This window comes from Ruegeria sp. B11 (genome assembly GCF_056539785.1).
Genome location: NZ_JBQFVO010000001.1, coordinates 686,803 through 710,667, shown reverse-complemented (window position 1 = coordinate 710,667; position 23,865 = coordinate 686,803). Strand labels below are relative to the sequence as shown.

The 23,865-nt window shown below is 58.4% G+C and carries 27 protein-coding genes; 12 read left to right on the top strand and 15 right to left on the bottom strand.

All coding sequences use genetic code 11. The annotated features are described in order from the left end of the window. Positions 1 to 7 precede the first annotated feature (7 nt). Both ACR0I1_RS03590 and ACR0I1_RS03585 read right to left on the bottom strand, forming a co-directional pair. The gene (locus ACR0I1_RS03590; RefSeq protein ID WP_480704993.1) at positions 8 to 1,027 is read right to left on the bottom strand and encodes a glycosyltransferase family 2 protein; all 1,020 of its coding nucleotides are present in this window, start codon (positions 1,025 to 1,027) and stop codon (positions 8 to 10) included. Then, complete coding sequence (locus ACR0I1_RS03585) at positions 955 to 2,559, bottom strand: peptide chain release factor 3 (RefSeq protein ID WP_480705732.1); 1,605 nt, start codon at positions 2,557 to 2,559, stop codon at positions 955 to 957. Before ACR0I1_RS03585 ends, ACR0I1_RS03590 begins: the two co-directional genes overlap by 73 nt. Positions 2,560 to 2,668: 109 nt before the next feature. Between ACR0I1_RS03585 and ACR0I1_RS03580 the strand changes: the two genes are divergently transcribed. The 8 genes from ACR0I1_RS03580 (at position 2,669) to ACR0I1_RS03545 (ending at position 10,077) form a co-directional block, all read left to right on the top strand. After that, complete coding sequence (locus ACR0I1_RS03580) at positions 2,669 to 3,031, top strand: SnoaL-like domain-containing protein (protein WP_170396787.1); 363 nt, start codon at positions 2,669 to 2,671, stop codon at positions 3,029 to 3,031. Positions 3,032 to 3,103: 72 nt separating this feature from the next. Continuing rightward, a complete protein-coding gene (locus ACR0I1_RS03575; RefSeq protein ID WP_170509566.1) occupies positions 3,104 to 3,883 on the top strand; it encodes an SDR family oxidoreductase in 780 nt (259 codons plus the stop codon). 2 nt (positions 3,884 to 3,885) lie between these two features. Then, positions 3,886 to 4,998: a hypothetical protein gene (locus tag ACR0I1_RS03570; RefSeq protein WP_480704991.1), complete on the top strand. Its 1,113-nt coding sequence runs from the start codon at positions 3,886 to 3,888 to the stop codon at positions 4,996 to 4,998. 96 nt (positions 4,999 to 5,094) lie between these two features. Further along, positions 5,095 to 6,141 carry a methyltransferase domain-containing protein gene (locus ACR0I1_RS03565; protein ID WP_480704990.1) on the top strand — a complete coding sequence of 349 codons (1,047 nt, stop codon included), beginning with the start codon at positions 5,095 to 5,097 and terminating at the stop codon, positions 6,139 to 6,141. Positions 6,142 to 6,221: 80 nt separating this feature from the next. After that, positions 6,222 to 7,307, top strand: coding sequence for an ABC transporter ATP-binding protein (locus tag ACR0I1_RS03560; RefSeq protein ID WP_170396795.1), 1,086 nt, complete (start codon positions 6,222 to 6,224; stop codon positions 7,305 to 7,307). A gap of 118 nt (positions 7,308 to 7,425) precedes the next feature. Next, the gene (gene surE / locus ACR0I1_RS03555) at positions 7,426 to 8,208 is read left to right on the top strand and encodes a 5'/3'-nucleotidase SurE (protein ID WP_170610958.1); all 783 of its coding nucleotides are present in this window, start codon (positions 7,426 to 7,428) and stop codon (positions 8,206 to 8,208) included. Next, complete coding sequence (locus tag ACR0I1_RS03550) at positions 8,205 to 8,855, top strand: protein-L-isoaspartate(D-aspartate) O-methyltransferase (RefSeq protein ID WP_170509978.1); 651 nt, start codon at positions 8,205 to 8,207, stop codon at positions 8,853 to 8,855. Before surE ends, ACR0I1_RS03550 begins: the two co-directional genes overlap by 4 nt. Positions 8,856 to 8,913: 58 nt before the next feature. Beyond that, positions 8,914 to 10,077, top strand: coding sequence for a peptidoglycan DD-metalloendopeptidase family protein (locus ACR0I1_RS03545; RefSeq protein WP_480704987.1), 1,164 nt, complete (start codon positions 8,914 to 8,916; stop codon positions 10,075 to 10,077). A 63-nt stretch (positions 10,078 to 10,140) separates the two neighbouring features. On the opposite strand, the gene ACR0I1_RS03540 is transcribed toward ACR0I1_RS03545, so the two are convergent. Together ACR0I1_RS03540 and ACR0I1_RS03535 are read right to left on the bottom strand one after the other, a co-directional pair. Beyond that, positions 10,141 to 10,812 (bottom strand): helix-turn-helix transcriptional regulator, encoded by a 672-nt coding sequence (locus tag ACR0I1_RS03540; protein WP_170509576.1) that lies wholly within the window; start codon positions 10,810 to 10,812, stop codon positions 10,141 to 10,143. A gap of 21 nt (positions 10,813 to 10,833) precedes the next feature. Further along, the gene (locus ACR0I1_RS03535) at positions 10,834 to 11,139 is read right to left on the bottom strand and encodes a hypothetical protein (RefSeq protein WP_170406158.1); all 306 of its coding nucleotides are present in this window, start codon (positions 11,137 to 11,139) and stop codon (positions 10,834 to 10,836) included. A gap of 218 nt (positions 11,140 to 11,357) precedes the next feature. Here ACR0I1_RS03535 and ACR0I1_RS03530 point away from each other — a divergent pair, with 218 nt between their 5' ends. The 4 genes from ACR0I1_RS03530 to ACR0I1_RS03515 all read left to right on the top strand — a co-directional run bounded on the left by ACR0I1_RS03530 (position 11,358) and on the right by ACR0I1_RS03515 (position 13,871). Next, complete coding sequence (locus tag ACR0I1_RS03530) at positions 11,358 to 11,573, top strand: twin-arginine translocase TatA/TatE family subunit (protein ID WP_010440381.1); 216 nt, start codon at positions 11,358 to 11,360, stop codon at positions 11,571 to 11,573. A 6-nt stretch (positions 11,574 to 11,579) separates the two neighbouring features. Continuing rightward, on the top strand, positions 11,580 to 12,038 hold the full coding sequence (gene tatB / locus ACR0I1_RS03525; RefSeq protein ID WP_170396807.1) for a Sec-independent protein translocase protein TatB: 459 nt from the start codon (positions 11,580 to 11,582) through the stop codon (positions 12,036 to 12,038). Then, on the top strand, positions 12,035 to 12,913 hold the full coding sequence (gene tatC / locus ACR0I1_RS03520) for a twin-arginine translocase subunit TatC (protein ID WP_170396809.1): 879 nt from the start codon (positions 12,035 to 12,037) through the stop codon (positions 12,911 to 12,913). The genes tatB and tatC overlap by 4 nt, the downstream gene beginning before the upstream one ends. Positions 12,914 to 13,028: 115 nt before the next feature. After that, positions 13,029 to 13,871 (top strand): ATP-binding protein, encoded by an 843-nt coding sequence (locus tag ACR0I1_RS03515; protein WP_170422448.1) that lies wholly within the window; start codon positions 13,029 to 13,031, stop codon positions 13,869 to 13,871. A 61-nt stretch (positions 13,872 to 13,932) separates the two neighbouring features. On the opposite strand, the gene ACR0I1_RS03510 is transcribed toward ACR0I1_RS03515, so the two are convergent. The 11 genes from ACR0I1_RS03510 to alr all read right to left on the bottom strand — a co-directional run bounded on the left by ACR0I1_RS03510 (position 13,933) and on the right by alr (position 23,839). Further along, a complete protein-coding gene (locus ACR0I1_RS03510) occupies positions 13,933 to 14,577 on the bottom strand; it encodes an SDR family NAD(P)-dependent oxidoreductase (RefSeq protein ID WP_480704984.1) in 645 nt (214 codons plus the stop codon). A 42-nt stretch (positions 14,578 to 14,619) separates the two neighbouring features. Beyond that, the gene (pilP, locus tag ACR0I1_RS03505; protein WP_170406150.1) at positions 14,620 to 14,922 is read right to left on the bottom strand and encodes a type IV pilus biogenesis protein PilP; all 303 of its coding nucleotides are present in this window, start codon (positions 14,920 to 14,922) and stop codon (positions 14,620 to 14,622) included. 184 nt (positions 14,923 to 15,106) lie between these two features. Beyond that, positions 15,107 to 16,627 carry an amidophosphoribosyltransferase gene (purF, locus tag ACR0I1_RS03500; protein WP_170396815.1) on the bottom strand — a complete coding sequence of 507 codons (1,521 nt, stop codon included), beginning with the start codon at positions 16,625 to 16,627 and terminating at the stop codon, positions 15,107 to 15,109. 16 nt (positions 16,628 to 16,643) lie between these two features. Beyond that, complete coding sequence (locus ACR0I1_RS03495; RefSeq protein WP_480704983.1) at positions 16,644 to 16,799, bottom strand: hypothetical protein; 156 nt, start codon at positions 16,797 to 16,799, stop codon at positions 16,644 to 16,646. A gap of 471 nt (positions 16,800 to 17,270) precedes the next feature. Next, positions 17,271 to 17,843 carry a CvpA family protein gene (locus ACR0I1_RS03490; RefSeq protein ID WP_480704981.1) on the bottom strand — a complete coding sequence of 191 codons (573 nt, stop codon included), beginning with the start codon at positions 17,841 to 17,843 and terminating at the stop codon, positions 17,271 to 17,273. 40 nt (positions 17,844 to 17,883) lie between these two features. Then, positions 17,884 to 19,248, bottom strand: coding sequence for a DNA repair protein RadA (gene radA / locus ACR0I1_RS03485; RefSeq protein WP_480704979.1), 1,365 nt, complete (start codon positions 19,246 to 19,248; stop codon positions 17,884 to 17,886). Between the two features lie 121 nt (positions 19,249 to 19,369). Then, positions 19,370 to 20,146 (bottom strand): DNA repair protein, encoded by a 777-nt coding sequence (locus tag ACR0I1_RS03480; RefSeq protein WP_480704977.1) that lies wholly within the window; start codon positions 20,144 to 20,146, stop codon positions 19,370 to 19,372. A 148-nt stretch (positions 20,147 to 20,294) separates the two neighbouring features. Beyond that, complete coding sequence (locus tag ACR0I1_RS03475; RefSeq protein WP_170406138.1) at positions 20,295 to 20,747, bottom strand: paraquat-inducible protein A; 453 nt, start codon at positions 20,745 to 20,747, stop codon at positions 20,295 to 20,297. 535 nt (positions 20,748 to 21,282) lie between these two features. After that, positions 21,283 to 22,029 carry an ATP-binding cassette domain-containing protein gene (locus ACR0I1_RS03470; protein WP_170406135.1) on the bottom strand — a complete coding sequence of 249 codons (747 nt, stop codon included), beginning with the start codon at positions 22,027 to 22,029 and terminating at the stop codon, positions 21,283 to 21,285. After that, complete coding sequence (locus tag ACR0I1_RS03465) at positions 22,026 to 22,808, bottom strand: MlaE family ABC transporter permease (protein WP_170396831.1); 783 nt, start codon at positions 22,806 to 22,808, stop codon at positions 22,026 to 22,028. Before ACR0I1_RS03465 ends, ACR0I1_RS03470 begins: the two co-directional genes overlap by 4 nt. Then, a complete protein-coding gene (gene alr, locus ACR0I1_RS03460; protein WP_170800638.1) occupies positions 22,805 to 23,839 on the bottom strand; it encodes an alanine racemase in 1,035 nt (344 codons plus the stop codon). Before alr ends, ACR0I1_RS03465 begins: the two co-directional genes overlap by 4 nt. Between the last annotated feature and the right edge of the window lie 26 nt (positions 23,840 to 23,865).

The window sequence follows — 23,865 nt, the reverse complement described above, 5'->3', positions numbered from 1 at the left end:
CAACAATTCAGATGGTTCCGGGAAAGTGTTTCGCGACTTTTTGGTCCAGATCAAGCGGCCGGTGACGGATCATGTCGTTATCCTCAAGCCGTTCCAGCACTTCCGGGTCAGCAGCGCTGATTTCATCGTAAAATTCCCGCAGGCCATCGAGCCCGTATTCGGTTTCCAGAAGGGTGATCAATTCGTACCTGTCTAGCGCACCGATCTTTCGCGGGCGATCCGGGCTGGCCTGGTACGAGCCGCGTTCGAGGCGGAAACGATAATGCGCCAGCCAATGCTCCCAATCCGGGGCGTGGCGATGACACAGATCGATCTGAGGAAGCTCGGTTCTGACTGGCAGAAACTCACCGTGCTGATAGAGGTTGTGGATACGGTCGCTCAGTTTTTTCAAACCGCCGCGTACGAACAGTTTGCCCTGAATGTGGCTCATGAAACCGGCCAGAACGTAAGTGCCGAAATTGGGATAGAGCGCTTCGACCTGCGCTTGTCGATTCTGACCTTCGGGAATGAAAGCTTTGTAGAGGTCCTGGCCACCCGCCAGCGCCTCAATCGGGCGGACGCGCACGGCGGGGATGTCATCGGGAATGTCGCGCAGCAGGTCGGGGATCGGGGACATTGGCCACAAAAACTCATCGACATCGATATGTGCGACCCAGTCCAGATCAGTCCTGTTGTAGATCAAATTCGCATTCGAGGATTGTCGAACCTGATGTTTGTCCGGCCTCTCACGCCTGCGGCGCTTCCAGAACGCCGCATCGCAGGTACGCACCCGGATCCGGGGATGGTCGCGCAGGGCTGAGATGTCCCCCTGGACCGGCTCGTCCAGAAAGATGTGAATCCGGTCCGCGCCGATATCGAGGTGGTGGGCGGCAAAGCGTAAAATATCCTCACGCGGGGCGCGGATCGTGGACACAATCCCCCATGTGGTCACTTCTGGATTGCCCGCAGAGTCCGTCAGGTCATCATTTCCTTCGTCGCGGTCAGGCTCAGCTCGGGATAATCGCGGACGACCCGGTCGATGTCCCATTGCAGCCGCGTCAGATAGACGATATCTCCATCGTGATCATGGGCAATATGCTGCTTGTTGGCGTTGACGAATTTGTCGATCTCAACCTTGTTGCCACTGACCCAACGGGCCGAGGTGAACTGAGACGCCTCAAACCGCACAGGCAGGCCGTATTCCATCTCAATCCGGCTGGCGAGCACCTCGAATTGCAGCGCACCGACGACTCCGACGATGAAGCCCGACCCAATCGAAGGTTTGAATACCTTCGCGGCACCTTCCTCGGCAAACTGCATCAGCGCTTTTTCCAGATGTTTGGCTTTCATCGGATCGCCTGCACGCACGGTTTGCAGCAGTTCCGGCGCGAAGGACGGGATGCCGGTCACCCGGATCGCCTCACCTTCGGTCAGCGTGTCGCCGATGCGCAGCTGACCGTGGTTGGGAATGCCGATGATGTCTCCGGCCCAGGCTTCCTCGGCCAGTTCCCGGTCAGAGGCGAGGAACAGCACGGGGTTCGATATTGCCATCGGTTTCTTCGATCGCACATGCGTTAGCTTCATGCCACGTTTGAAATGGCCCGAGGCCATGCGGACAAACGCCACCCGGTCGCGGTGTTTGGGATCCATATTGGCCTGCACCTTGAACACGAAACCGGCGACCTTCTTTTCATCGGGCGCGATCTGACGGGGCTCAGCCGACTGAACCTGCGGCTGCGGGCCATAGGCACCGATGCCTTCCATCAGTTCCTTGACGCCAAATGAGTTGATGGCCGAACCAAACCAGATCGGCGTCATGTGGCCTTCCAACACCGCCTGCGGGTCGAGCTTGGGCAGCAATTCGCGCGCCATCTCAACCTCTTCCAGCAGCTTATCCAGCAGTTCGGCAGGCACGTGCTCGGCCAGTTTGGGGTCGTCCAGCCCGTCGATCTGAATGCTCTCGGCCACCTTGTTGCGGTCGGCGCGGTCCATCAGTTCCAGTCGGTCGCGCAGCATGTCGTAGCAGCCGATGAAATCGCGACCCACGCCGATAGGCCACGCGGCAGGTGTGACGTCGATCGCCAGCATTTCCTGAATTTCGTCGATGATCTCGAACGTATCCCGGCTTTCGCGGTCCATCTTGTTACAGAAGGTCAGGATCGGCAGATCGCGCAGGCGGCAGACCTCGAACAGTTTCTGCGTCTGGCTTTCCACACCTTTCGCACCGTCAATGACCATGACGGCGGCGTCAACGGCCGTCAGGGTGCGATAGGTGTCTTCGGAGAAATCCGAGTGGCCGGGTGTGTCCACAAGATTGAACCGGAAGTTCCCGTAGTCGAATGACATGGCCGAGGCTGAGACCGAGATACCGCGATCTTTCTCCATCTGCATGAAGTCCGACCGCGTCCGCCGTGCCTCACCCTTGGCGCGTACCTGTCCAGCCATCTGGATCGCGCCGCCGTATAGCAGAAACTTTTCCGTCAGCGTCGTCTTGCCCGCATCCGGGTGCGAGATGATAGCGAATGTCCGGCGACGAGCGATCTCGGGCGGCAGGGTGGGTTGGTTCGAAGTATCAAGCATAAGCGCGCGTATAGGCGGGGAATCCAACTGAGGCAAGACAAAGGGGGTGGTTCGAATCATGTGGCTGTGGCAATAAGAACATATAGTGAACAAAATATGGAGTGGACCAATGAATTTGAAAGAAATCGCAGACGAACTGGTTGCTGGATGCCGCGAGAACCGGGCCAAGGAAAACCTCGAGAAGCTTTATGCCTCGGATGCTGTTTCTGTTGAGGGACAGGATTTTGCGGGCATGGGGCGCGAGACGCACGGATTGGAAGCCATTCGTGGCAAGCACGAATGGTGGGAAGGCGCACATGAAGTATCGGGCGCGTCCGTCAGTGGCCCGTACCCGCATGGTGACGACCGCTTTGCCGTGATCTTTGAAGTGCAGGGCAAGGTGAAAGAAACCGGTGAGAGCTTTGATATGCGTGAGGTCGGTGTCTATCACGTCGCCGATGGCAAGATCGTGCGTGAAGAGTTCTTTTATTAATCCGCAAGATCCCATTCTGGTCTTCATTGCCGGGCCGATGTTAGATGTGTGCCGAAGATAGGGAGGGTCAGAATGGACTTGGGAATTCGCGGAAAACGCGCGCTGGTTTGTGCCAGCAGCAAAGGCTTGGGATTGGGCTGTGCCGAGGCGTTGGCCGAAGCCGGCGTCGATCTTGTGATGAACGCGCGCGGAGCCGAAACGTTGGAGGCCGAAGCCACGCGTTTGCGATCATCATATGGCATTGCCGTGCAGACAGTGGCTTGTGATGTTACCACACCAGAGGGTCAGGCCGAGGTGATAAGTGCTGCGCAGGGTGCTGATATCCTTGTCACAAACGCGGGTGGCCCTCCGCCCGGCATGTGGTCGGACTGGGAGCGTGATGATTTCATCAAAGCACTGGATGCCAATATGCTGACACCCATAGCTTTCATGAAGGCTCTGCTGCCGGGCATGATGGATAAGGGCTGGGGTCGCGTGGTGAATATCACCTCGCAGTCGGTACGCGCGCCGATTGCGGTGCTGGGCCTGTCAAATGCGGCGCGAACTGGATTAACCGGCTATGTTGCGGGCACATCGCGCCAGGTGGCACCACATGGCGTGACGATCAATAATCTGCTGCCAGGTATCCACGCCACCGACCGCGCGAACGCGCTGGATGGCGGGGTGTCAGAGCAGAAAGGTATTTCGATGGCCGAGGCACGGGCTGAACGCGCTGCAACCATCCCAGCGAGACGCTATGGCACGAGGGAAGAGTTTGGGGCGACCTGCGCGTTTCTATGCTCGCAACACGCCGGGTTCATTGTCGGGCAGAACATTTTGCTGGACGGTGGTGGCACCAATCTGACGATGTAGGTATGGCACAGAACTTTTCTCTGAAAGATCAGTTGTTCAACGCGGAAAAGGTGAGCTTTCTTGCGGGCTTGTTCGCCAATGCTGTTTCCGATTTCAAAGAAGAAGCATTCGCGGCGAAAGTGATGTCGCGTTTGCCCGAGCTTGAACTGAAAGAGCGTATGGCGTGGATTGCAGAGTGTCTGCAAGAATCGGTGCCTGGCGATTTGCCGGCAGTGGCACCGATCATTCTGCGGGCGCTGCCGCCTCCGCTGGACCCCGCCAAAAGTGATGATGACTTCGGAGACTTTATCTTTGCGCCCTTGGGCGATTGGGTTTGTGCAATCGGCCTGGATCATCCCGCTTTGGCGCTGGATGTATTCGAAGAGCTGACCCAGAGATTTTCGATGGAATGGGCGATCCGCCCGTTCCTTAATCACCACTCCGAACTGGTCATGGCGCGGATGCAGGGCTGGTGCACCCATCCCAGCTATCACGTGCGTCGTCTGGTCAGCGAGGGCACGCGGCCGCGTTTACCGTGGGGGCAGGCCGTTGGCTTGGCAATGTCAGACCCATTGCCGTTATTGGACCGGTTGCACGGGGATCGGACGCGCTATGTGACGCGCTCGGTCGCCAATCATCTGAATGATATCACCAAGAAAGACCCCGATCTGGTGCTGGAACGTCTGCGGGATTGGGGCAAGGCAGCGCGGCAGGACAAGGACGAACTGAACTGGATGACATCTCATGCATTACGAGGCCTTGTGAAATCTGGGCATCCCAAGGCGATGAAGATGCTTGGATACGATCCCGATGCAGATATTGCGGTTGAGATTCAGGTAAACGGTCCGGCCCGGATTGGTGAAGCGCTGGAGTTTGAAACCCGCCTAAGCGGCGCAGAAGATCAGCCAGTCTTGGTCGACTATATCGTTCATTTCCAACGGCCTGGCGGAAAGATCTCACCCAAGGTTCACAAGTTGAAACAGGCCGAGCTTACAGGTGGTCAGTTGACACTTAGAAAGCGGCACAAGCTGAAGGGCAATGCAACAACATTCAAGTTGGTTCCTGGGCCGCATCGGTTGGAGATTCAAGTGAACGGCCGCGTGCACGCAGGCGTCGATTTCGACCTGCTCGCCTGAGCCCAGTCACGGTTTCGTCAGATCGGGCGCTGGTGGATTGCGTGGTGTGGATTGCTGCACTAGCTGCAAAAGACCAGTGACAAAAGGATTGCCCCGATGAAGCACGAGGCTGTGCAGAACTACTATGGTGAGGTGTTGCAAGGCAGCGCGGATTTGCAAACAAATGCCTGCTGTACTCCGGATGATATGCCGGATCACTTCAAGAAAATTCTGTCGCAAATTCATGATGATGTGCTGACACGTTACTATGGATGCGGGCTGATTGCTCCGTTGGATCTGGAGGGAATGCGTATCCTGGATCTGGGCTGTGGTGCGGGGCGCGATGTGTATGCTTTATCCGCGATGGTCGGTGAAAAGGGCCGTGTCGTCGGCGTTGACATGACGCCTGAGCAGCTCGACGTGGCGCGTGCGCATAAGGACTATCACGCGATGGCATTCGGACATTCGGCCAGCAATGTCGAGTTTCACCACGGCTATATCGAAAAGCTGGATGAGCTGGACCTCGAACCGGGATCGTTCGATATCATCGTCTCAAACTGCGTGATCAATCTGGCGACCGACAAGGCTGCTGTGCTGCGCGGTGCGCATCGGCTGCTGAAAGAGGGTGGCGAGATGTATTTCTCGGACGTCTATGCCGACCGCCGGGTGCCCAAGGCGATGGCCGAGGATGAGATCCTGTATGGCGAATGCCTGTCGGGTGCGCTCTATTGGAACGATTTTCTGTCGATGTCGCGTGCTGCCGGATTTGGCGATCCCCGTCGGGTGACGCATCGGCCTTTGACCATCGAGAACCCAATTCTGGAAGAACGGATCGCACCGCTGAGCTTTATTTCGGCCACCTACCGTCTGTTCAAGCTGCCGGAGTTGGAACCTGCATGCGAGGATTACGGTCAGGCTGTGATCTACAAGGGCACAGTGCCGCATGCGCCGCATGAATTTGTGCTGGATGACCACCATACGATCGAGGCCGGCAAAGTATTCCCGGTCTGTGGCAACACGTGGATGATGCTGCAAGACACCCGTTTTGAACGACATTTCGAGTTTATCGGCGATTTCTCGACACATTACGGGATTTTCGAAGGCTGCGGCGGGGATAGCCCGTTTGTTGTACAGGGCGAAGCTGCCTCGACCGGGTGCTGCTGATCCCTTGCGCCTGATGGGCGGGGTTGTTATCCCCGCCTAAGCCCGATGGATTTGATCGGGAAAGGCAATGGGGTCCATCGGTGACAGTGACGACAACTCCTCCTCGATTGGAAATCCGCAATCTGATTGCGCGCTTTGGCGGGCGGACGGTCGTGGATGATGTATCGTTGACCGTACACGCGGGGCAGGTGACTTGCCTGCTGGGGCCTTCGGGCTGCGGAAAGTCGACCACATTGCGGATGATCGCGGGGGTCGAAATGCAGACCTCGGGCGAGATTTACGTCGATGGCAAGCTGATCTGTGACACGGTATTCCGCGTACCGCCCGAACGGCGCGAGATTGGGCTGATGTTTCAGGATTTTGCGCTGTTTCCACATCTCAGCGTAGCGGATAACGTCGCGTTCGGCCTGAAAGGCAGCAAAGAGCAGAAACGCGCGCGGGTCGAGGAACTGCTGACCAAGGTCGATCTGATGCGGTTCATCGATGGATTTCCGCATCAGTTATCTGGGGGTGAGCAGCAGCGGGTTGCTCTGGCCCGTGCTTTGGCCCCACGTCCGCGGATCATGCTGATGGATGAGCCGTTCTCGGGCCTCGATAACCGTCTGCGCGACGGCATTCGGGACGAAACGCTCGCAGTCCTCAAAGAAGAGGACGCTGCTGTTCTGTTGGTCACGCATGAGCCGGACGAGGCGATGCGAATGGCTGATGAAATCGCGCTGATGCGGCGCGGCAAGATTGTGCAGCAGGGGGCGCCATACAATGTCTATACCCGGCCTGCAGACAAGGCAGCAGTTTCGTTTTTTAGTGATATCAATGTGTTGAAGGCTCAAGTTAATGGTGCGTTGGCGCATACTCCGTTTGGCCGTTTTCTTGCGCCCGGTGTGCCGGACGCGACCGATGTTGAAATCGTGTTTCGACCCCAGCACGTCAAGCTGGACTTCGACCGCAATGGCAAAGGGCCTGCGCCGACGCCGACAGACGGCATTGCCGCCCGAGGCGTGGTTGAGCGTGCTCGGTTTTTGGGAAATGAAAGCCTTGTCGAGTTTCGCATGGACTATGATGGCTCGATCCTGAAGGCGACGGTCCCGAACGTCTTTGTGCCCAAAGAGGGCCGTGTCATGTGGCTGACCATTCGCCGCGACCGGTGTTTTGTATTCCCGGCCTGACGCTCAAATCCTGCATTTTCATCCAAGTGGTGCGTGAAAGCCTCAGATTGCGCATGTGCATTGCTTGTCGCAGCGCTGAGGCGGGTCTATCAAGGGCAAAACGAGGGGTGGACCGGGCATGCGAATTCTTCTGACCAATGATGACGGCATCAATGCGCCGGGACTGATTGTACTTGAAGCGATCGCGGCTGAACTGGCCGGTCCCGATGGCGAGGTCTGGGTCGTCGCGCCTGCATTTGAACAGTCGGGCGTGGGCCATTGCATCAGCTATACCCACCCGATGATGGTCGCCAAACTGGGCGAGCGTCGCTATGCCGCCGAAGGGTCTCCGGCGGATTGCGTGTTGGCCGGTTTGCACGACGTTATGAAGGACGCGCCGCCCGATCTGGTGTTGTCAGGGGTGAACCGGGGCAACAATTCGGCTGAGAACACGCTGTATTCGGGTACTATCGGCGGCGCGATGGAGGCGGCGTTGCAGGGTGTGCCCGCGATTGCCTTGTCTCAGTATTTCGGGCCGCGCAATCTGGGGCTGGACGATCCGTTTGAGGCGGCTGCCAAATTTGGGGCCGATCTGGTGCGCCGCATTCTTGATGCGACACCCGAGCAGCAGGGCGACTATCGTCTGTTCTATAATGTGAATTTCCCTCCGGTTCCCGCAGGTGAGGTGCTGGGTACGCGCGTGGCCCCGCAGGGGTACCGACGCGATACACATTTCTCTGTCGAGCCGCACAGCTCGCCCTCGGGTCGCCGGTTCCTTTGGATTAAGGGCGGGTATCAACATAACCCGACTGCTCCGGGCACGGATGCGGCGGTCAATCTGGAAGGATATATCTCGGTCACTCCGATGCGCGCTGATCTGACAGCATATGACACGCTCGAGGCGCTAAAGGTCATCGAATGACTGGACCAAGCGCAGAAACCATAATGCAGTTCCTGTTTGCCTTGCGCTCGCGCGGGGTGACGGATGCACGTGTGCTGGCGGCGATGGAACAGGTTGACCGGGGGCAGTTTGTCAAAGGCCTGTTCGCGGACCGGGCCTATGAGGACACTCCACTGCCTATTGCCTGTGGCCAGACCATCAGCCAGCCTTCGGTTGTGGGGCTGATGACGCAGGCGCTGCAGGTGCGTCCGCGTGATACGGTTCTAGAGGTCGGCACCGGCTCGGGCTATCAGGCGGCGATCCTGTCCAAGCTGGCGCGCCGGGTCTACACGGTTGAGCGGCACAAGAGGCTGGTGCGCGAAACGGGAGAACTGTTCCGTGAGCTGGGGCTGACGAATGTGACCGCGATGCTGTCGGATGGATCGTTTGGCCTGTCCGAACAGGCCCCGTTTGACCGTATCATTGTGACCGCGGCCGCCGAAGATCCTCCGGGGCCGCTCTTGGCGCAGTTGAAAATCGGCGGTATCATGGTGTTACCCGTGGGCCAGTCGGACGCGGTGCAGACCCTAATCCGGGTCACGCGCACTGAAACCGGTCTGGACTATGACGAATTGTTGCCGGTCCGTTTTGTGCCCTTGCTTGAGGGGCTGGGAAAAGACGGAGCGTAAAGGTATATTAGAGGCGCCAGAACCCCGGAGAACAGGGGCAGGTGTTGAGGACAGTAAAATGAGAGCAGTTTCCAAATCAGCAATGCGCCGCTATGCGACAGGTGTTGCCGCGCTGGCAATTCTGGCCGGGTGTGAAGGGCCATATGACTATGACCTTCGCGGCAATGTCGGCGGGTTCTCCACTGCAGATGCCGCCCTTGCAGCGACCGCCAACCGCCCGACGCCGGATGCGCGTGGCGTGATCACCTATCCGAACTATCAGGTCGCGGTAGCCCGCCGTGGGGATACAGTTGGCGATGTCGCCACCCGGATCGGCATGCCGGTGGCCGAATTGGCCCGGTTTAACGGATTGCAGCCAAATGACAGCCTGCGTGACGGTGAAGTTCTGGCCTTGCCGCGCTCGGTCGGTGGGACGAGCAATGTTGATATTGCGACCATTGCCGGAACCGCGATTGACGAGGCACCGGACACAGGATCTGTACAGACATCGACATTGGAGCCCGCGCAACCTGCTGCGGCTCCGGCACCGGTTGCTACGGGGCCTGAGCCGATCCGGCACAAGGTCAAGCGGGGTGAGACAGCCTATACAATTTCGCGCCTCTATCAGGTGCCTGTGGAGTCTCTGGCAGAATGGAACGGTTTGGGACCAGACTTTATGGTGCGCGAAGACCAGTACCTGTTGATCCCGGTCAAGAATCAACCGGCACCTCGGGCAGCAGCGCCGGCCGCCACGGTAACTGCGGTAACCCAACCGGGGGAAGGCTCACCAACTCCTACGCCGCCGAGCGCGACGCAGCCATTGCCGGATGAGAAAGTTGCCGCGGCAACGCCTGCGCCGGATATCACAGCCGAGGCCCCGACCAATTCGGGAAGCTCGGCGCTGGCAAGCCCGGTGAGCGGCACCATCATTCGGACCTACAAGAAGGGTAAGAATGAGGGGATAGATATCGCCGCAGCGCCAGGCGCGTCGGTCAGTGCGGCCGAGGCAGGCACGGTCGCCGCGATCACCGCGGATGCGGATCAGGTTCCGATCATCGTTGTGAAACACAACAATGACTTGCTGACTGTTTATGCCAATGTCGACAATATCACCATCAAGAAAGGTGATCGGGTGCGACGGGGACAAAAGATCGCCTCGCTTCGCGGGGGCGACAATGCATATGTGCACTTCGAAGTGCGCAAAGGGTTCGAGTCGGTTGATCCCGAGCCTTACCTGAAGTGACCGAAATGGCCCGTTCCGGGCCATGCCTCCGGCGGAGGTATTTGGGGCCAGATGAAGGACGGATCACGCATTGGGATCGTAGTCGCTGAGCCGTTTACCTGGTTCGTCGATAAAGAGTTCCGGCAGAGGCGTGACGTTTTCTATCAGGTCGATGCGGAAGACCCGGAAGTCATCGCGCAGTTCGCACCAGGCGGTCAGTGTCCAGACACGGCCCCAGTATTCCATATGTAGCGGTCGGATGGTGCGTTCGGTCAGCGCGCCGTCAATGCGACGGTAGCTGAGCTGCAATTTCTGGCGCGATTTGATCGCGGCGCGGATCGGGGCCATATGTGCCATTCCGCGTACGACATCAGCGAAGGGATAGACCGCGAATTTCCAGCTGTCGGCCTCGGCAATGACCTGCGTGGGCAAGACGGCGTCGATTTTCTCGGCCAGAGATTCCGCGGCGGATTTAAGATCGGGATCGGCGGCCTCGGCAACGATCGCCATGCCGAGGTTCAGAGCCTCAAGCTCGGCGGGTGTCAGGTTTAGCGGGGGCAGCGTGATCTGTTCACGCACCATGTAACCTACGCCGCGTTCGCCTTCTACAGGAACGCCCGAGGCCACCAACGTGTCCATATCGCGATAGATCGTACGGACCGACACCTCAAGTCGGTCCGCGATGTCCTGCGCGCGGTGCAAGTTACCATCGCGCAGGATCTGTATGATGTCGAACAGGCGGTCAGTGCGGCGCATGACACGCCGTCTGAGCCGCCCTTAGGCGGTCATGTTCCATAGCACGGTCTCGTGACGCATCTGGGCGCTGTCGGGGTTGATTGCCGCCATCAGAGCGGGTGCAAAATCCTGTTGCATGAATGCAGCAGCGGCGTCCTTTGCGGATTTCATATCGGTCCAGACGACATAGTCGGTCCAGCGGCCATCTTCGCCATGGCTTAGCTGGCGGTGGGTAAAGCCGGGAGCCGCGCGGACGAAGGCTTCGGAGGCTTGGCTTAGCCTGACGAACTGTTCGGGCTTTGTGCCGTCGGCAAGGGTAAAGGTGACGATTTCTGCGACATGGGTCATGTGGTTCTCCGTAGACCAGGTTTCGATATCGTCCTTCTAGGTGATATCAACTGACATAAACCTGTCAGTTGAGAAATGCGAGTCCGCAAAAAACGCATGATCCGTTCAATTTTGCGCGCGGATTTGATCTGTCGCACTTTTGCTGATGCCCGTACGGGCGTAGACACGGGGCCAGACATATTCACGGCGCGCTGCGCCGACGTAGAAGGAGACAAGTCATGCTCAACAATATTGGCCTTCCGGGTATCCTGTTGATTGCTGTTGTGGTTCTCGTCCTGTTTGGACGCGGCAAGATCAGCTCGCTGATGGGTGAAGTGGGTAAAGGCATTACCTCGTTCAAAAAAGGCATCAAGGAAGGTTCGGAAGAGCTGGAACAAGACGCGTCCGAGCTGGCCAAAGACGTCACGCCTGAGACTGACAAAGACAAGGTCTGAGCCTAGATGTTTGATCTGGGCTGGACCGAGCTTCTGGTCATCGGCATCGTCGCGTTGATCGTGGTGGGGCCAAAGGACCTGCCTGTGCTGTTCCGCAATGTCGGACGGTTCGTCGGAAAGGCGCGCGGCATGGCGCGCGAATTCAGCACTGCAATGAACGAGGCTGCGGACGAAGCAGGCGTCAATGAGATCAAGAAGGGCCTGAACGCGGCGACCAACCCGGTTAGTACAGCGATGGACGGGATCAACGAAGCCGCGCGCGACGTGGCCAAATCCATCGACCCAACCAAGTTCGACCCTGACAGCGAGACCGGCAAGCTGGCCACCGAGCGAGCAGAGCAAGCCAAGAAGATCCAAGCCACAACGGCGCGCGCTGCCGCTGAACGCAAGGCCAAGGAAGCCGCGGATGCGCTGGCCAAGGCGGAAGAGGCCGAAGCAGCGCTGAAAACCGAAAGCAAGACATGACCAAGACCGACGAGATCGAGGACAGCTCGGCACCCCTGATCGAGCACCTGGCCGAGCTACGTACGCGGCTGATCCACTGCGTTGTGGCGTTTCTGATCGGTATGATCATCTGTTTCACCGTGGCCACGCCACTGTTCAATTTCCTCACGCAACCGCTATGTGAGGTGCTGACCGAGCGTGGACAGGATTGCGGGCTGATCTTCATCTCGCCGCAGGAAGGGTTCTTTGTAGCGATCAAGGTTTCGCTGCTGGGCGGGTTCATTCTGGCCTTTCCCTATATCGGGATGCAGATGTGGAGGTTCGTGGCGCCGGGCCTGTATAAATCGGAAAAGAACGCGTTTCTGCCGTTCATGCTGGCCTCTCCCTTCATGTTCCTGCTGGGCGCAAGCTTCGCTTTTTATGTGGTCACGCCACTGGCCTATGACTTCTTCCTCGGTTTCCAGCAGTTTGGAGCGGAAGGGGAAGCTGTAGCAGAAGGCGCAACCGCACCTTTGAGCGTGGTGTTTCAGGGTTCGGCGCAGGAATATCTCAACCTGACCATCAAGTTCATCGTTGCCTTTGGCCTGTGCTTTCAATTGCCCGTATTACTGACACTGATGGGTAAGGCCGGACTTGTCAGTGCCGAAGGTCTGGGGGCAGTGCGTAAATATGCGGTGGTAGGCATTCTGGTGTTGGCTGCGATTGTCACACCGCCGGACGTGATCACCCAGATCATCCTCTTTGTCGTAGTTTACGGGCTCTATGAAATTTCAATATTCCTGGTCGCCCGTGTCGAGAAGAAGCGCGAAGAACAGTTGCGCGCCGATGGATACTACGACGATGAAGAGGCCGAAGCCGACGCAGACGTGATGCAGGATTACGAAGAGAACAAGTAACCTGTTCCAATAGCTTTAAAGGCGCGCCTAAGGTAGGCGCGCCTTTTTCAATTGCTACTCTTGTTGTGTTGATCGGAACATGGTTGAACTCCGCCAGAACATCCCGGAGGAGCCGATGGACGACCAAGCCCTGAATCGCATTGCGGACGCGTTGGAACGCATGGCGCCCGCGCCGCTGGCGACACCTGATTTCAACGCGGCCCCGGCTTTCGTCTGGCATGTCGAGCCTGACCGGCTGGAACCCGTCACACAGGTCAATCGGGTCGACCTTGATCTATTGGTGGGGATCAACCGCTCCCGCGATACGTTGCTGGACAACACGCGCCGCTTTGCTGCGGGTTACAAGGCTAATAACGCGCTCTTGTGGGGCGCGCGCGGAATGGGGAAATCCAGCCTCGTCAAAGCGGTGCACGGTACGTTGCAGGATGAGCATCCTGACCTGAAACTGGTCGAATTGCAGCGCGAGGATATGGGCTCGGTCGCGCGTTTGCTGAACCACCTGCGTGCCGCGCCGCACAGGTTCATCCTGTTTTGCGATGATTTGTCGTTCAGCCACGATGACCAGCATTACAAATCGCTCAAGGCCGTGCTGGATGGCGGTATCGAAGGTCGCCCGGAAAACGTTGTGTTCTACGCCACATCAAACCGCCGCCACCTGATGCCGCGCGACATGATCGAAAACGAACGCTCCAGCGCCATTAATCCGTCCGAGGCGGTCGAGGAGAAGGTCTCACTCTCTGACCGTTTCGGCCTGTGGCTGGGGTTCCACCCCTGCGATCAGGACGAATACCTAGCGATGATCGATCGTTACTGCGCCGCTCATGGCGTCAAGGTTGATCCAAAAACTCTGCGCGCGGAAGCCATCGAGTGGCAAGCCACCCGGGGGGCACGCTCGGGCCGCGTCGCCTGGCAATTCTTCGTCGACCTCGCCGGGCGAAACGGCGTCCATATCGGTTAGTCCGCCCGCTTCATCTGGCCAGAAATACCTCCGCCGGAGGCATGGCCCGTCAGGGCCATTCTCACAACAGTGCTATAATCCGCGCCGCCTCATCCGCAGTGCTGGTTAATACATCCCGATCCTCACCGGGATGGAAACGTGCACGGACAGCGGTCGGCATCGGTGCAGGCTCAACAATCGATACGCGCGGTCCCGTCCGTGCGGTCTCGGTCGCCCAACTGCGAGCCAGCGCCATCTGTGCCGCTTTGGTGGCGCCGTAGATGCCATAGAACTTCTCGCCTGCCTTCGGGTCATCGAAGAACACGGCATGGCCAGTTTCGCCCAACAAAGGCGAGACATACGGGATCAGAACCGAGGTGGCGTTTGCATTGATGCTGACTGCCTTGTTCCATTCCTTCGGATCAACGAAATGCATTGGCGTCAGGGCTGAGGTATGGATTGCAGTATGCAACCACAAATCGATCTTGCCCCAGCGATCGTGAATGCCCCGGCACAGGGTCGCCATCGCATTGGGATCGGTGATGTCCATGGGGGCCAGAGTGGCCGAGCCACCCTTTGCCTGGATGCGGTCATCCAGCTCTTCCAGCCCGCCCTGAGTGCGAGCGACAGCGACGATGTGATAGTCGGGGGCCAGCGCTTCGGCCAGCGCCGCGCCCAACCCGCGAGAAGCCCCGGTGATAAGGGCGATTTTGGTCTGATCGGTCATGAGGGGGGTTTGAACCTGCACGCGCAGGGCGTCAAGTCAGGATCAGCTGCCGGGGATGTCGATCCGGCGGTTCTGGCCGCTTTGTCGCAGCACAACGCCATTTTCATCAATGGCGACCACCTTACCCGGGCCGACACGACTGCCGGGTTTCACTTTCTTAATGCGCCCCGACGACATGCGGACTAGGGCTTGTAGGTCCGCCTTGGGTCCAAAAATGCCCAATACCGAGACCGCGTTCTTCTTGAGCGCCCCCGCCTGTGTGGCGGCGCTTTTCACCGTTGCGTTTGCCATGATCTGTGGCCGAGCTGCGCGCCCGGACCCCGTTTTGTGAGTGGTTTTCGGCATTCGGGTAACACGGGATTTGCCGGACCAAAAGGCCGGCAGCACTCGGTTCGGAGCGGTTCGTATGCCGCATACCGAACCCTTTGCAAATGCAGCCTGTTCAGCAATAGGTTGTCGGCGGATTCTGACCTATGGCGGCTAGCGCAAGTCTCTAGGCCGACGCCTCAGGACAAAGCGATTCGCCCGATCACCCCGAGGCAAGTTTCGCCGCGTTCCACGAACTGCCGACCACCTGCATATCTTCACGCTTCTTGCTGACCCGACTGCTGTTTTCCAGACTGCCCAGATATTCCTCGTCGACGCCGGTGACGTAGTTGCCGTCAAAGCAGGAACAGTCAAAAGCTTCGATCTCGGGGTTGCCTTCCTTGGCAGCCCAGATCAGATCGTCGAGATGTTGGTAGAACAGCGCATCCGCACCCAGTTCTTCGCGAATCTCCTCGATCTCTTTGCCATTCGCGACAAGCTCGTGTCGGGTGGGCATATCGATGCCATAGACATTGGGGTATTTCACCGGGGGCGAGGCGCTGGCGATATAGACCTTTTTTGCCCCGGCCTCACGGCACATCTGGACGATCTTTTTGATTGTATTGCCGCGCACGATCGAATCGTCGATCAGCAGTACGTTATGACCGTCAAACTCCAAAGGCACCGCGTTCAGTTTGCGACGCACGGATTTCTGCCGTTCTTCCTGGCCTGGCATGATGAAGGTGCGGCCAACATAACGGTTCTTAACAAGCCCCTCGCGATAGGGAATGCCTGTGATCTTTGCGGCCTCAAGCGCGACAGGGCGGGCGCTATCTGGCACAGGGATGATCCGGTCGATCTCAAGTCCCGAGTCCTGAATTTGTTTGGCCAGCGTCTGCCCCATTCGCATCTGGGTTTTGTAAACCGACACCCCATCCAGCAGCGAATCCGGTCGGGCTAGATAGACATACTCGAAGATGCAGGGTGTCAGTTTACCTTCAACGGCCTGGAACTCGTGCATATTGCCGTCGAGGTCGATAAGGATCGCCTCGCCGGGACCTAGGTCGCGCAGCTTGTCAAAACCGTTGATGCCAAATGCCACATCTTCGGAAGCAAAGGCATAATCATCGCCGTCACCAGTTGCAGCACGCTTGGCAACAGACAAAGGTCGGATGCCGTAAGGATCGCGGAAGGCCAGCATCCCGACGCCCGCGACGAGGCAGATCACCGAATACGCCCCCTGAACCCGCTCCATCGTCATTTTGACACCGGCAAACAGGTTGCGGATCGGATCAGCATTACCATTGACCTTGATCGCATCCGCAACCTTGTCGGCCAGTACGTTCAGAAGGACCTCGGAATCCGAGGTGGTGCGCAGGTGACGGCTGTATTTCGCGGTAACCTTTTCGCGCTGTTCTTCGGTATTGGTGATGTTGCCGTTATGGACCAGATAGATGCCATAAGGCGCGTTCACGAAAAATGGTTGCGCCTCGGCCGCGCTGAGCGAGCCAGCGGTTGGATAGCGGACATGGCCCATGCCGACCTTTCCCAACAGGGTTTCGGCGTCACTGGCATTGAACACGTCTTTGACGAGACCATTTGCTTTCTTCTCACGGAAGAACTCGCCGTTATAGGTGACGATCCCCGAGGCGTCCTGACCTCGGTGCTGAAGCATCAGCAAGCCGTCATAGATTTCCGCAAAGACATCATGTGTCCGGCTTGCGATCCCCAAAATCCCACACATACACGGGCTCCAATTTCTATGACTTGCTTAGGATGGCGTTCAGGTCGGATCGGGTGCGCACGGGTATCTGAATGGTGTGTTTTGCTCCGTTTGCACGGGACTGAGGCACAAGCACGAAAGCGGCTAGCGCATAAGAAAACAGATACAGCAAGGTCGGCAGCTCCGATTCCATGTCGGTATGGCCACCACATAATGCCAAACGATGCGTGTGTCATCAAAGGATCACATTCGCGATTTGACGCAGGTGCGAATTGTACACGCCGCGGGTTTAGGATGACAAATGTACAGACCTATGCTGTCATATCATTACGAAGGTTTTTTGCATGCAGTCCGGCAATACCTGGTGGAGCAGACGCCATGTGGCAACACAAGCAAAACACACCGAAGGACAAACCTGTCAAGCGGCGTTGCCACCGATGTCGTGGGGCAGGGCGCGCACCCTGCGAGATCTGCAAGGGAACCGGTGAAGTGATCAAGAGCCGAGACCAGTATGGCAAGCCGATCTCAAGCCGATGTGACGGATGCTTTGGCCTGAAGACCATCCGGTGCAATATTTGTGGTGGCGAAGGGTTTATCTGATTTTTCCGAACTAAACGCAAAAAAGCCCGGCTGAAACCGGGCTTTTCTTTGGAATTTGGTTTGATTAACCCTCAGAGGCGTTGTCGGCGGTGCAGCTTGCGACCAGCTCTTCGTACTGGGCGGTAACCCAACCCAGCGCCGCCTCGGGGTTTTGTTCCTCGATCTTGCTGCTGAACTGTTCGAACACCTTGGCCGAGCGGCTTTCATCGACCATCGTGTAGGATTGACCGGTAATCACGGTGTCGTAGACGAAGAACGCAATCGCAACCAGCAATATGCCGCGTGCGATTCCAAAGAAGAAGCCAAGCGCCTGATCCAGGCCGCCAAGCGCAGAACGCTGCACCAGTGAAGAGAATAGCGGCGTGAAGATGCTGACCACGATCAGTGCAATGGCGAAGACGGCGGCAAAGCCGGTAATCACCGAAAGCTCACAACTGTCGCGCAGGAATTCACCGACCACTGGCACTTCTTTGACCAGCGGCACAGCCTGCGGCGCAAAGATGAATGCTAGAACTGCCGCGGCGACCCAACCTGCGATGGCCAAAACCTCGCGCATGAAACCGCGCGAATAGGCCAGCAAGCCCGACAGCACGATGATCAGGGCCACAACCCCGTCAATTATTGTAAAACCTTCCATGGCCCTCGCCTGTTCGTTTTCTGCCCCTCAAGGCGCGACTTTACCCTGCTCCGAAGGTTTCGCCAACAAACCCCACCAAATCAGAGGGTCGGGTGAGTGTCAGACCTGCCACAGTGCCAGTTTTGCCACCTGCGGGAGCAATTGCCGCTGTGAAACCAAGTTTTTGCGCTTCTTTCAACCTGTTTTCGGTCTGCGGGGCTGGTCTAAGTGCCCCGGATAGCGAGATTTCTCCGAAAACGACCGTATCGGCAGGCAGGGCGGTGTCTTCACGAGCGCTGAGCAGTGCAGCAGCAACGGCAAGGTCGGCAGCAGGTTCGCTGACTTTCAGCCCTCCGGCGACGTTCAGGTAGACATCGAGCCCGGCAAAGGGGATGCCGCAGCGTGCTTCGAGCACTGCAAGGATCATGGCGAGCCGCCCGCTGTCCCAGCCAACGACCGTGCGTCGGGGCTGCGAATGGGGCGAGGGCGCAACCAGTGCCTGCAGTTCGACCAACACGGGGCGGGTGCCTTCGATACCTGCGAATACGGCGGAACCTGGGCTGGGCTTACCGCGTTCCGATAGGAACAGGGCCGAGGGGTTGGTGACTTGCGCCAGCCCTTTGCCGGTCATTTCGAAGACGCCAATCTCATCCGCTGGGCCAAAGCGGTTCTTAACGGCGCGCAGGATGCGGAACTGGTGCCCGCGTTCGCCTTCGAAGTAAAGCACGGTGTCGACCATATGTTCGACTACACGGGGGCCAGCGATCTGGCCTTCTTTGGTGACGTGGCCAACCATGATGATCGATACGCCGTGGCGTTTTGCAAATGTCGTCAGCTCATGCGCTGCGGCGCGCACCTGCGACACCGAGCCCGGCGCGCTGTCAACATTATCGGCCCACATCGTCTGGATCGAGTCGATGATGGCGAGGCCGGGTTTTTCTGCCTCTAGCGTCGTGAGGATGTCCCGAAGGTTGGTTTCAGCGGCCAATTGCACCGGCGACTCTTCCAGACCTAACCGGCGCGCGCGCATCCTAACCTGCGCGCTGGCCTCTTCGCCCGAGACGTAGATGGTTTTGATTCCATTGCGCGCGAAACGTGCGGCAGCCTGAAGCAGAAGGGTCGATTTGCCGATGCCGGGGTCACCGCCCACCAGCAGCGCCGATGCAGGGACAAGGCCGCCGCCGAGGACACGGTCCAATTCTTCAACACCGCAGAGGGTGCGGGGCGGGGGTGTTTCTTCGGTCGAGAGGTCGGTGAGCGCGATTGACTGGCCGCGTTTGCCGCCGAGGGATTTCTTGGCTGGTCCAGCCGAGAGCGGGGCTTCCTGAACGATGGTGTTCCACTCGCCGCAGCCGTCGCAGCGGCCTGACCATCGTGTATGTGAGGCACCGCAGGCGGAGCAGGTGAAGGATTGTGTCTTTGCCATGTCGCCCTTGGTGCCCGAGGAAAGGCGGTTCTTCAAGCCCTTGCGGGCTTTCCTCACCGCCGGTGGCGCGCCGCGTCGTCAGGCCCTGTGGGCCATCCTTCAAGGCGGGCGCTAACCGCGCCTATTCTGCAGCCCGCGGCGGGGTCATGGCGACCACGCTGGCAGCTGTTTTGTCATCCGGGGAAGACTGCAGTTGCGCCGAGAGTTCGGGCAGTAGATCGAAAAGCTCATCCCTTAGGCGCGCGAGTTGGGATTTGGCGATCGATTCCTCGATCTCGATATCGCGGGTCCATTGGCGCAGCTCGTGCTGGATGATCTGGGCTTCTTCGATGCGCTGCTGGAATTGTTCGATCTCTTCCTGCCGTTGCTGCAGGAAGGTGCGGGCGCGGGCGACCTTTGTGTCCCCATAGGTCTCGGCCAGTTCCTGGCTGATCTGGCTCATCTGAGCAGCCAGTTCCAGCACCTGCGGTTCGAGCCCCTGCAAATCGGGGTGATCGCGCAGGAAGGCCATGCGCTCTTTCACCGCGTCGAATTCGGAGGCCAGCGCAAAGGCTCCGCTGCGGTCGGCGGCATGGGCGACCTGATAGGCCCCGGCCACGTCCTGCATATTCATTGTGAACTTACGATGGGTGTTTTCAAGCGCCATCATGCGGGCGTTCGATGGCAGATAGAAGACCAGCATCAGGATCAGGGCAGTCAATCCGGCCTGAACATATAGACCTGCGTCAATCGTTGCACCGTTGCTGAGACCAGCCTGCAATGAGAGCCAGGGCAGGATGCCAAACGCGGATAGAATGGTGGTCGTCACCGCGAACAATGCTGCGGCGCAGATCAGGAAAAAAGTGAACCTTAATAAGGTATTCTGAAATTGCAATGTTATTGTGTGGAGGGCGGCCATGATCGTCGTTCTCCTTCTTCAACCGGTACAAAAACCGGGCCGAAGCGGAAGGTTAAACAGACGCGAAGTGATCCGCTACGGACCCATAAACTACAAAATTTACTGCTCGAAATATAAAGATGATACTCAGAAATCTGTTTTCAATCAATTAGGTCTGAGGTTTTCGTGATCCAAATGTCATCTCTGTAATATGGCCCAGTGCAAGTGAGGCCAGAATGCAGCCGGTAAACAGGTAGAGACCCCATGCGGTTTCGATGGTGGCGTATGAGATGCCTTTGGCCAGCGTGATGTAGAGCGCGATGAGGAAGATATCGGCCATCGCCAGCTTGCCGAGGATGTTGAGCGCGGGCTGGACGCGCGGGTCCAGCAGGTTCCATTGGATCAGCGCGGTGCCGATGGTTTTGACGTAGGGCGCGAAGAGGGCGAAGACGGTAACGATCAACGCGAGGAAGATGTCGGACTTCCACAAGGACTGGATCCCGGTGATGACGCTGATTTCACTGAGGCCGAAGATCGGGAGGAGACCGGCGCGCATCAGCGGGGCGAACCACGCGATGGGGTAGAGGATCAGGAGGGATAGGGTGGCGAGGCGGAGGGTCATGAACAAGAATTTTGATAAGGCAGTTGAATACTTAATGAGTGGAGGTATCTGCGGCAAGTTCTGAGTTGCGGTCGCTTGAGTTGAGTGTAAGTTTAAGTAAGTCCTAAATTAATCAGCTTTAGATTGCAGTGCCTGACCCAATAATAAAGATCGTAAACGGCCCATCCGCATTTAGTAAAGGAACCGTTGCTGCGGGAACTGACGGCTTAAATGCTGTCTTTTCAGCTGCGAGTGCGGCAGCAGACAGGTTGCCGTTTGACCGAGAGCAGCTCTTTGGTGTTTTGCATTTCCGACTTTACGAAACGGATCGCGCACGAAGAAGAGCGGTATGGTTTGGTGGCCGTCTATTCAACAGGTTTTCTGGTGAAGATCCCAGCTACATCCCGGTTTCCGGAACACATCTTCGCCAAGTGTTTGATGCAATACGCATTCAAACCCCCGACTTTGTGATAAGCGCAGGGCAATATCTATTGCGCTATGACTACGCTAAGCGCGCGTATGATCAGTTAAAGCAGGAACGTGAGGCGGAGAGAGCTTAACGCACCGCCTCAATCGGCCCCTCGGCACTCCCGCTGATGAACTGCTCCACATAGGGATCACCTGAGGCGTCCATCTGGCTGACCGGGCCGGTCCACTGGATCACGCCTCCGTGCAGCATGGCGACGTTGTCGGCAATCGCGCGGACCGAGCTCATGTCGTGGGTGATGGTCATCGCGGTGGCGCCCATCTCGGTCACGATTTCGCGGATCAGGTCGTTGATGACGCCGGACATGATGGGGTCGAGGCCGGTGGTAGGCTCATCGAAAAAGATGATCTCGGGCTCGGCGGCGATGGCGCGGGCGAGGCCGACGCGTTTTTGCATGCCGCCCGACAGCTCGGCCGGGAACCGGTCAGCAACGTTGGATTTCAGGCCCACGCGGCGCAGTTTCTCGATGGCGATTTCGCGGGCTTCATCAGCGGGGCGTTTCAACGAGCCGCGCAGCAGGCGGAAGGCGACGTTTTGCCAGACGGGCAGCGAGTCGAACAGCGCCGCGCCCTGAAACAGCATTCCAAAGCGGGCCAGAAACGCATCGCGGTCGCCTTTCGCGGCGTCTTTGCCGTCGACGTAGATCATGCCGCCGTCGGGTTTGATCAGGCCGAGGATACATTTCAACGCCACGGATTTGCCAGTTCCAGAACCGCCGATGATGACCATCGAGGTGCCCTTGGGGATCTCAAGGTTCATGCCTTGCAGGACGTGGTTGTCGTCAAAGGCCTTATGTACGTTCTCCATCCGGATCATAGCGAGAAGAAAACCCCTGTAAGAACGAAATTGGCGGCGAGGATCAGCACAGCAGCAGCCTCGACCGAGCCCTTGGTGGCGCGGCCCACGCCCTGCGCGCCGCGGCCCGATGACATGCCGTAATAGCAGCCCATGATGGCGGCGATCACACCGAAGGCGGCACCTTTGACGAGTGACGAAACGATATCCCGCGCTTCAAGGAAATCGACGGTGTTTTTCAGATAGGCTGCCGGGTTGAAGCCCAGATTTTGCGTCGCGACGGTGTAGCCGCCTGCAATGCCGATGATATCTCCGACCCCGACCAGCGCTGGAACCGTGATCAGGGCGGCCAGCACGCGTGGGGCGGTGAGGTATTTCATCGGATGGGTGGACAATGTGACCAGAGCGTCGATCTGCTCGGTCACTTTCATCGTCGCAATCTCGGCGGCGATCGAAGACGTCACGCGGGCGGCGATCATCAGGCCGACCAGCACCGGGCCAAGCTCTCGCACCATGCCTATGGCGACGATCTGGGGCACAACGGCTTCGGCGTTGAAACGCGCGCCGCCTGCGTAGATCTGCAGCGCCAACGCGCCGCCGGTGAAGATGGCGGTCAGGCCGACCACGGGCAGGGACAACCAGCCGATATTCAGCAGGGCGATGCCGAACTCGCGCGGATAAAACGGTGGTCGAAAAATGTGCGAAACCGCGTCGAGCGCGAACAGCGCGACGCGGCCAAACGCGGCGAGCATGGTCAGGATAGAACGCCCCAGCTCACCCAGCAATGAAACGGGATTCATTCCACGTAGCCCCGCGAAAAGCGACTGCCGAGCGAGGTCAGAATTTCATAGCCGATGGTGCCAGCGGCTTCGGCCAGATCATCGACGGTTTGGTGCCCGTTCAGGATACGCAGGCGATCAGGTTTATACGGCAAGTCAGTCACATCCACGGTGATCAGGTCCATCGAGATACGTCCTACCACCGGGCAGGGCTGATCACCAGCGAATGTATCGATGCCGCCCCCAATGGCGCGATGCAGCCCATCGGCATAACCGGCCGCAACGGTCGCAATCTTCGACGGGCGGCGCGCGCTCCAGCTGTTGCCGTAGCCGACGGTCTCGCCCACGGCGACGTCGCGCACTTGAATCACCGGCATATCGACGGTGACGACCGGCTTGGCCCCGGCAAAGGGCATCCCGCCGTACAGGCCAATCCCTGGGCGGCAAAAGTCAAAGTGGAATTCCGGCCCCATCAGAGTACCACCCGTCGCCGCAAGCGAGCGCGGCGCGTCGACGCCATCGGTCATCTGTTTGAACGTGTTCAACTGTTGGCGGTTCATAGGGTGTTCAGGCTCATCCCCGCAGGCCAAATGCGACATCACGACCAGCGGGTCCAGGGCAAGAGCTTCGTGCCGCAGTTCGGCCCAGTCCGCAGGCTCAAGCCCAAGGCGATTCATACCGCTGTCGAGCTGGATACCAAAGCCATGATCGGGCAGGGCCTGACGATGACGCTTGAATTGTTCGGGCGAGTTGATCAACGGCGTCAGATCATGCTGGCGCAGCAGATCCGTGTCACCCTCCATATGTCCGGAAAACACCGCAACCAGCGGGCCGGGGCCCACAGCCTCACGCACGGCCACGCCTTCCTCGGCAACGGCGACGAAGAATTTTGCAACGCCTTCCTCAGCCAGCGCAGAGGCGACTGGACCGGCACCTAACCCGTAAGCGTCAGCTTTGACCACTGCGCCGGTCTCAACCTGGGTCTTTGCGTCAAGCGCCTGCCAGTTCTGGGCGAGCGCGTGCAGATTTATCGTCAGATGTGCGGTACTCATAAACGCCGTTCATCACATAGGATTGG

What these genes read in the sequence shown, in the direction of transcription:
- ACR0I1_RS03590 (WP_480704993.1), bottom strand. Translation starts at nt 1,027, where the DNA reads ATGGGACATCGACCGGGTCGTCCGCGATTATCCCGAGCTGAGCCTGAC.
- ACR0I1_RS03585 (WP_480705732.1), bottom strand. Translation starts at nt 2,559, where the DNA reads ATGCTTGATACTTCGAACCAACCCACCCTGCCGCCCGAGATCGCTCGT.
- ACR0I1_RS03580 (WP_170396787.1), top strand. Translation starts at nt 2,669, where the DNA reads ATGAATTTGAAAGAAATCGCAGACGAACTGGTTGCTGGATGCCGCGAG.
- ACR0I1_RS03575 (WP_170509566.1), top strand. Translation starts at nt 3,104, where the DNA reads ATGGACTTGGGAATTCGCGGAAAACGCGCGCTGGTTTGTGCCAGCAGC.
- ACR0I1_RS03570 (WP_480704991.1), top strand. Translation starts at nt 3,886, where the DNA reads ATGGCACAGAACTTTTCTCTGAAAGATCAGTTGTTCAACGCGGAAAAG.
- ACR0I1_RS03565 (WP_480704990.1), top strand. Translation starts at nt 5,095, where the DNA reads ATGAAGCACGAGGCTGTGCAGAACTACTATGGTGAGGTGTTGCAAGGC.
- surE (WP_170610958.1), top strand. Translation starts at nt 7,426, where the DNA reads ATGCGAATTCTTCTGACCAATGATGACGGCATCAATGCGCCGGGACTG.
- ACR0I1_RS03550 (WP_170509978.1), top strand. Translation starts at nt 8,205, where the DNA reads ATGACTGGACCAAGCGCAGAAACCATAATGCAGTTCCTGTTTGCCTTG.
- ACR0I1_RS03545 (WP_480704987.1), top strand. Translation starts at nt 8,914, where the DNA reads ATGAGAGCAGTTTCCAAATCAGCAATGCGCCGCTATGCGACAGGTGTT.
- ACR0I1_RS03540 (WP_170509576.1), bottom strand. Translation starts at nt 10,812, where the DNA reads ATGCGCCGCACTGACCGCCTGTTCGACATCATACAGATCCTGCGCGAT.
- ACR0I1_RS03535 (WP_170406158.1), bottom strand. Translation starts at nt 11,139, where the DNA reads ATGACCCATGTCGCAGAAATCGTCACCTTTACCCTTGCCGACGGCACA.
- ACR0I1_RS03530 (WP_010440381.1), top strand. Translation starts at nt 11,358, where the DNA reads ATGCTCAACAATATTGGCCTTCCGGGTATCCTGTTGATTGCTGTTGTG.
- tatB (WP_170396807.1), top strand. Translation starts at nt 11,580, where the DNA reads ATGTTTGATCTGGGCTGGACCGAGCTTCTGGTCATCGGCATCGTCGCG.
- tatC (WP_170396809.1), top strand. Translation starts at nt 12,035, where the DNA reads ATGACCAAGACCGACGAGATCGAGGACAGCTCGGCACCCCTGATCGAG.
- ACR0I1_RS03515 (WP_170422448.1), top strand. Translation starts at nt 13,029, where the DNA reads ATGGACGACCAAGCCCTGAATCGCATTGCGGACGCGTTGGAACGCATG.
- ACR0I1_RS03510 (WP_480704984.1), bottom strand. Translation starts at nt 14,577, where the DNA reads ATGACCGATCAGACCAAAATCGCCCTTATCACCGGGGCTTCTCGCGGG.
- pilP (WP_170406150.1), bottom strand. Translation starts at nt 14,922, where the DNA reads ATGCCGAAAACCACTCACAAAACGGGGTCCGGGCGCGCAGCTCGGCCA.
- purF (WP_170396815.1), bottom strand. Translation starts at nt 16,627, where the DNA reads ATGTGTGGGATTTTGGGGATCGCAAGCCGGACACATGATGTCTTTGCG.
- ACR0I1_RS03495 (WP_480704983.1), bottom strand. Translation starts at nt 16,799, where the DNA reads ATGGAATCGGAGCTGCCGACCTTGCTGTATCTGTTTTCTTATGCGCTA.
- ACR0I1_RS03490 (WP_480704981.1), bottom strand. Translation starts at nt 17,843, where the DNA reads ATGGAAGGTTTTACAATAATTGACGGGGTTGTGGCCCTGATCATCGTG.
- radA (WP_480704979.1), bottom strand. Translation starts at nt 19,248, where the DNA reads ATGGCAAAGACACAATCCTTCACCTGCTCCGCCTGCGGTGCCTCACAT.
- ACR0I1_RS03480 (WP_480704977.1), bottom strand. Translation starts at nt 20,146, where the DNA reads ATGGCCGCCCTCCACACAATAACATTGCAATTTCAGAATACCTTATTA.
- ACR0I1_RS03475 (WP_170406138.1), bottom strand. Translation starts at nt 20,747, where the DNA reads ATGACCCTCCGCCTCGCCACCCTATCCCTCCTGATCCTCTACCCCATC.
- ACR0I1_RS03470 (WP_170406135.1), bottom strand. Translation starts at nt 22,029, where the DNA reads ATGATCCGGATGGAGAACGTACATAAGGCCTTTGACGACAACCACGTC.
- ACR0I1_RS03465 (WP_170396831.1), bottom strand. Translation starts at nt 22,808, where the DNA reads ATGAATCCCGTTTCATTGCTGGGTGAGCTGGGGCGTTCTATCCTGACC.
- alr (WP_170800638.1), bottom strand. Translation starts at nt 23,839, where the DNA reads ATGAGTACCGCACATCTGACGATAAATCTGCACGCGCTCGCCCAGAAC.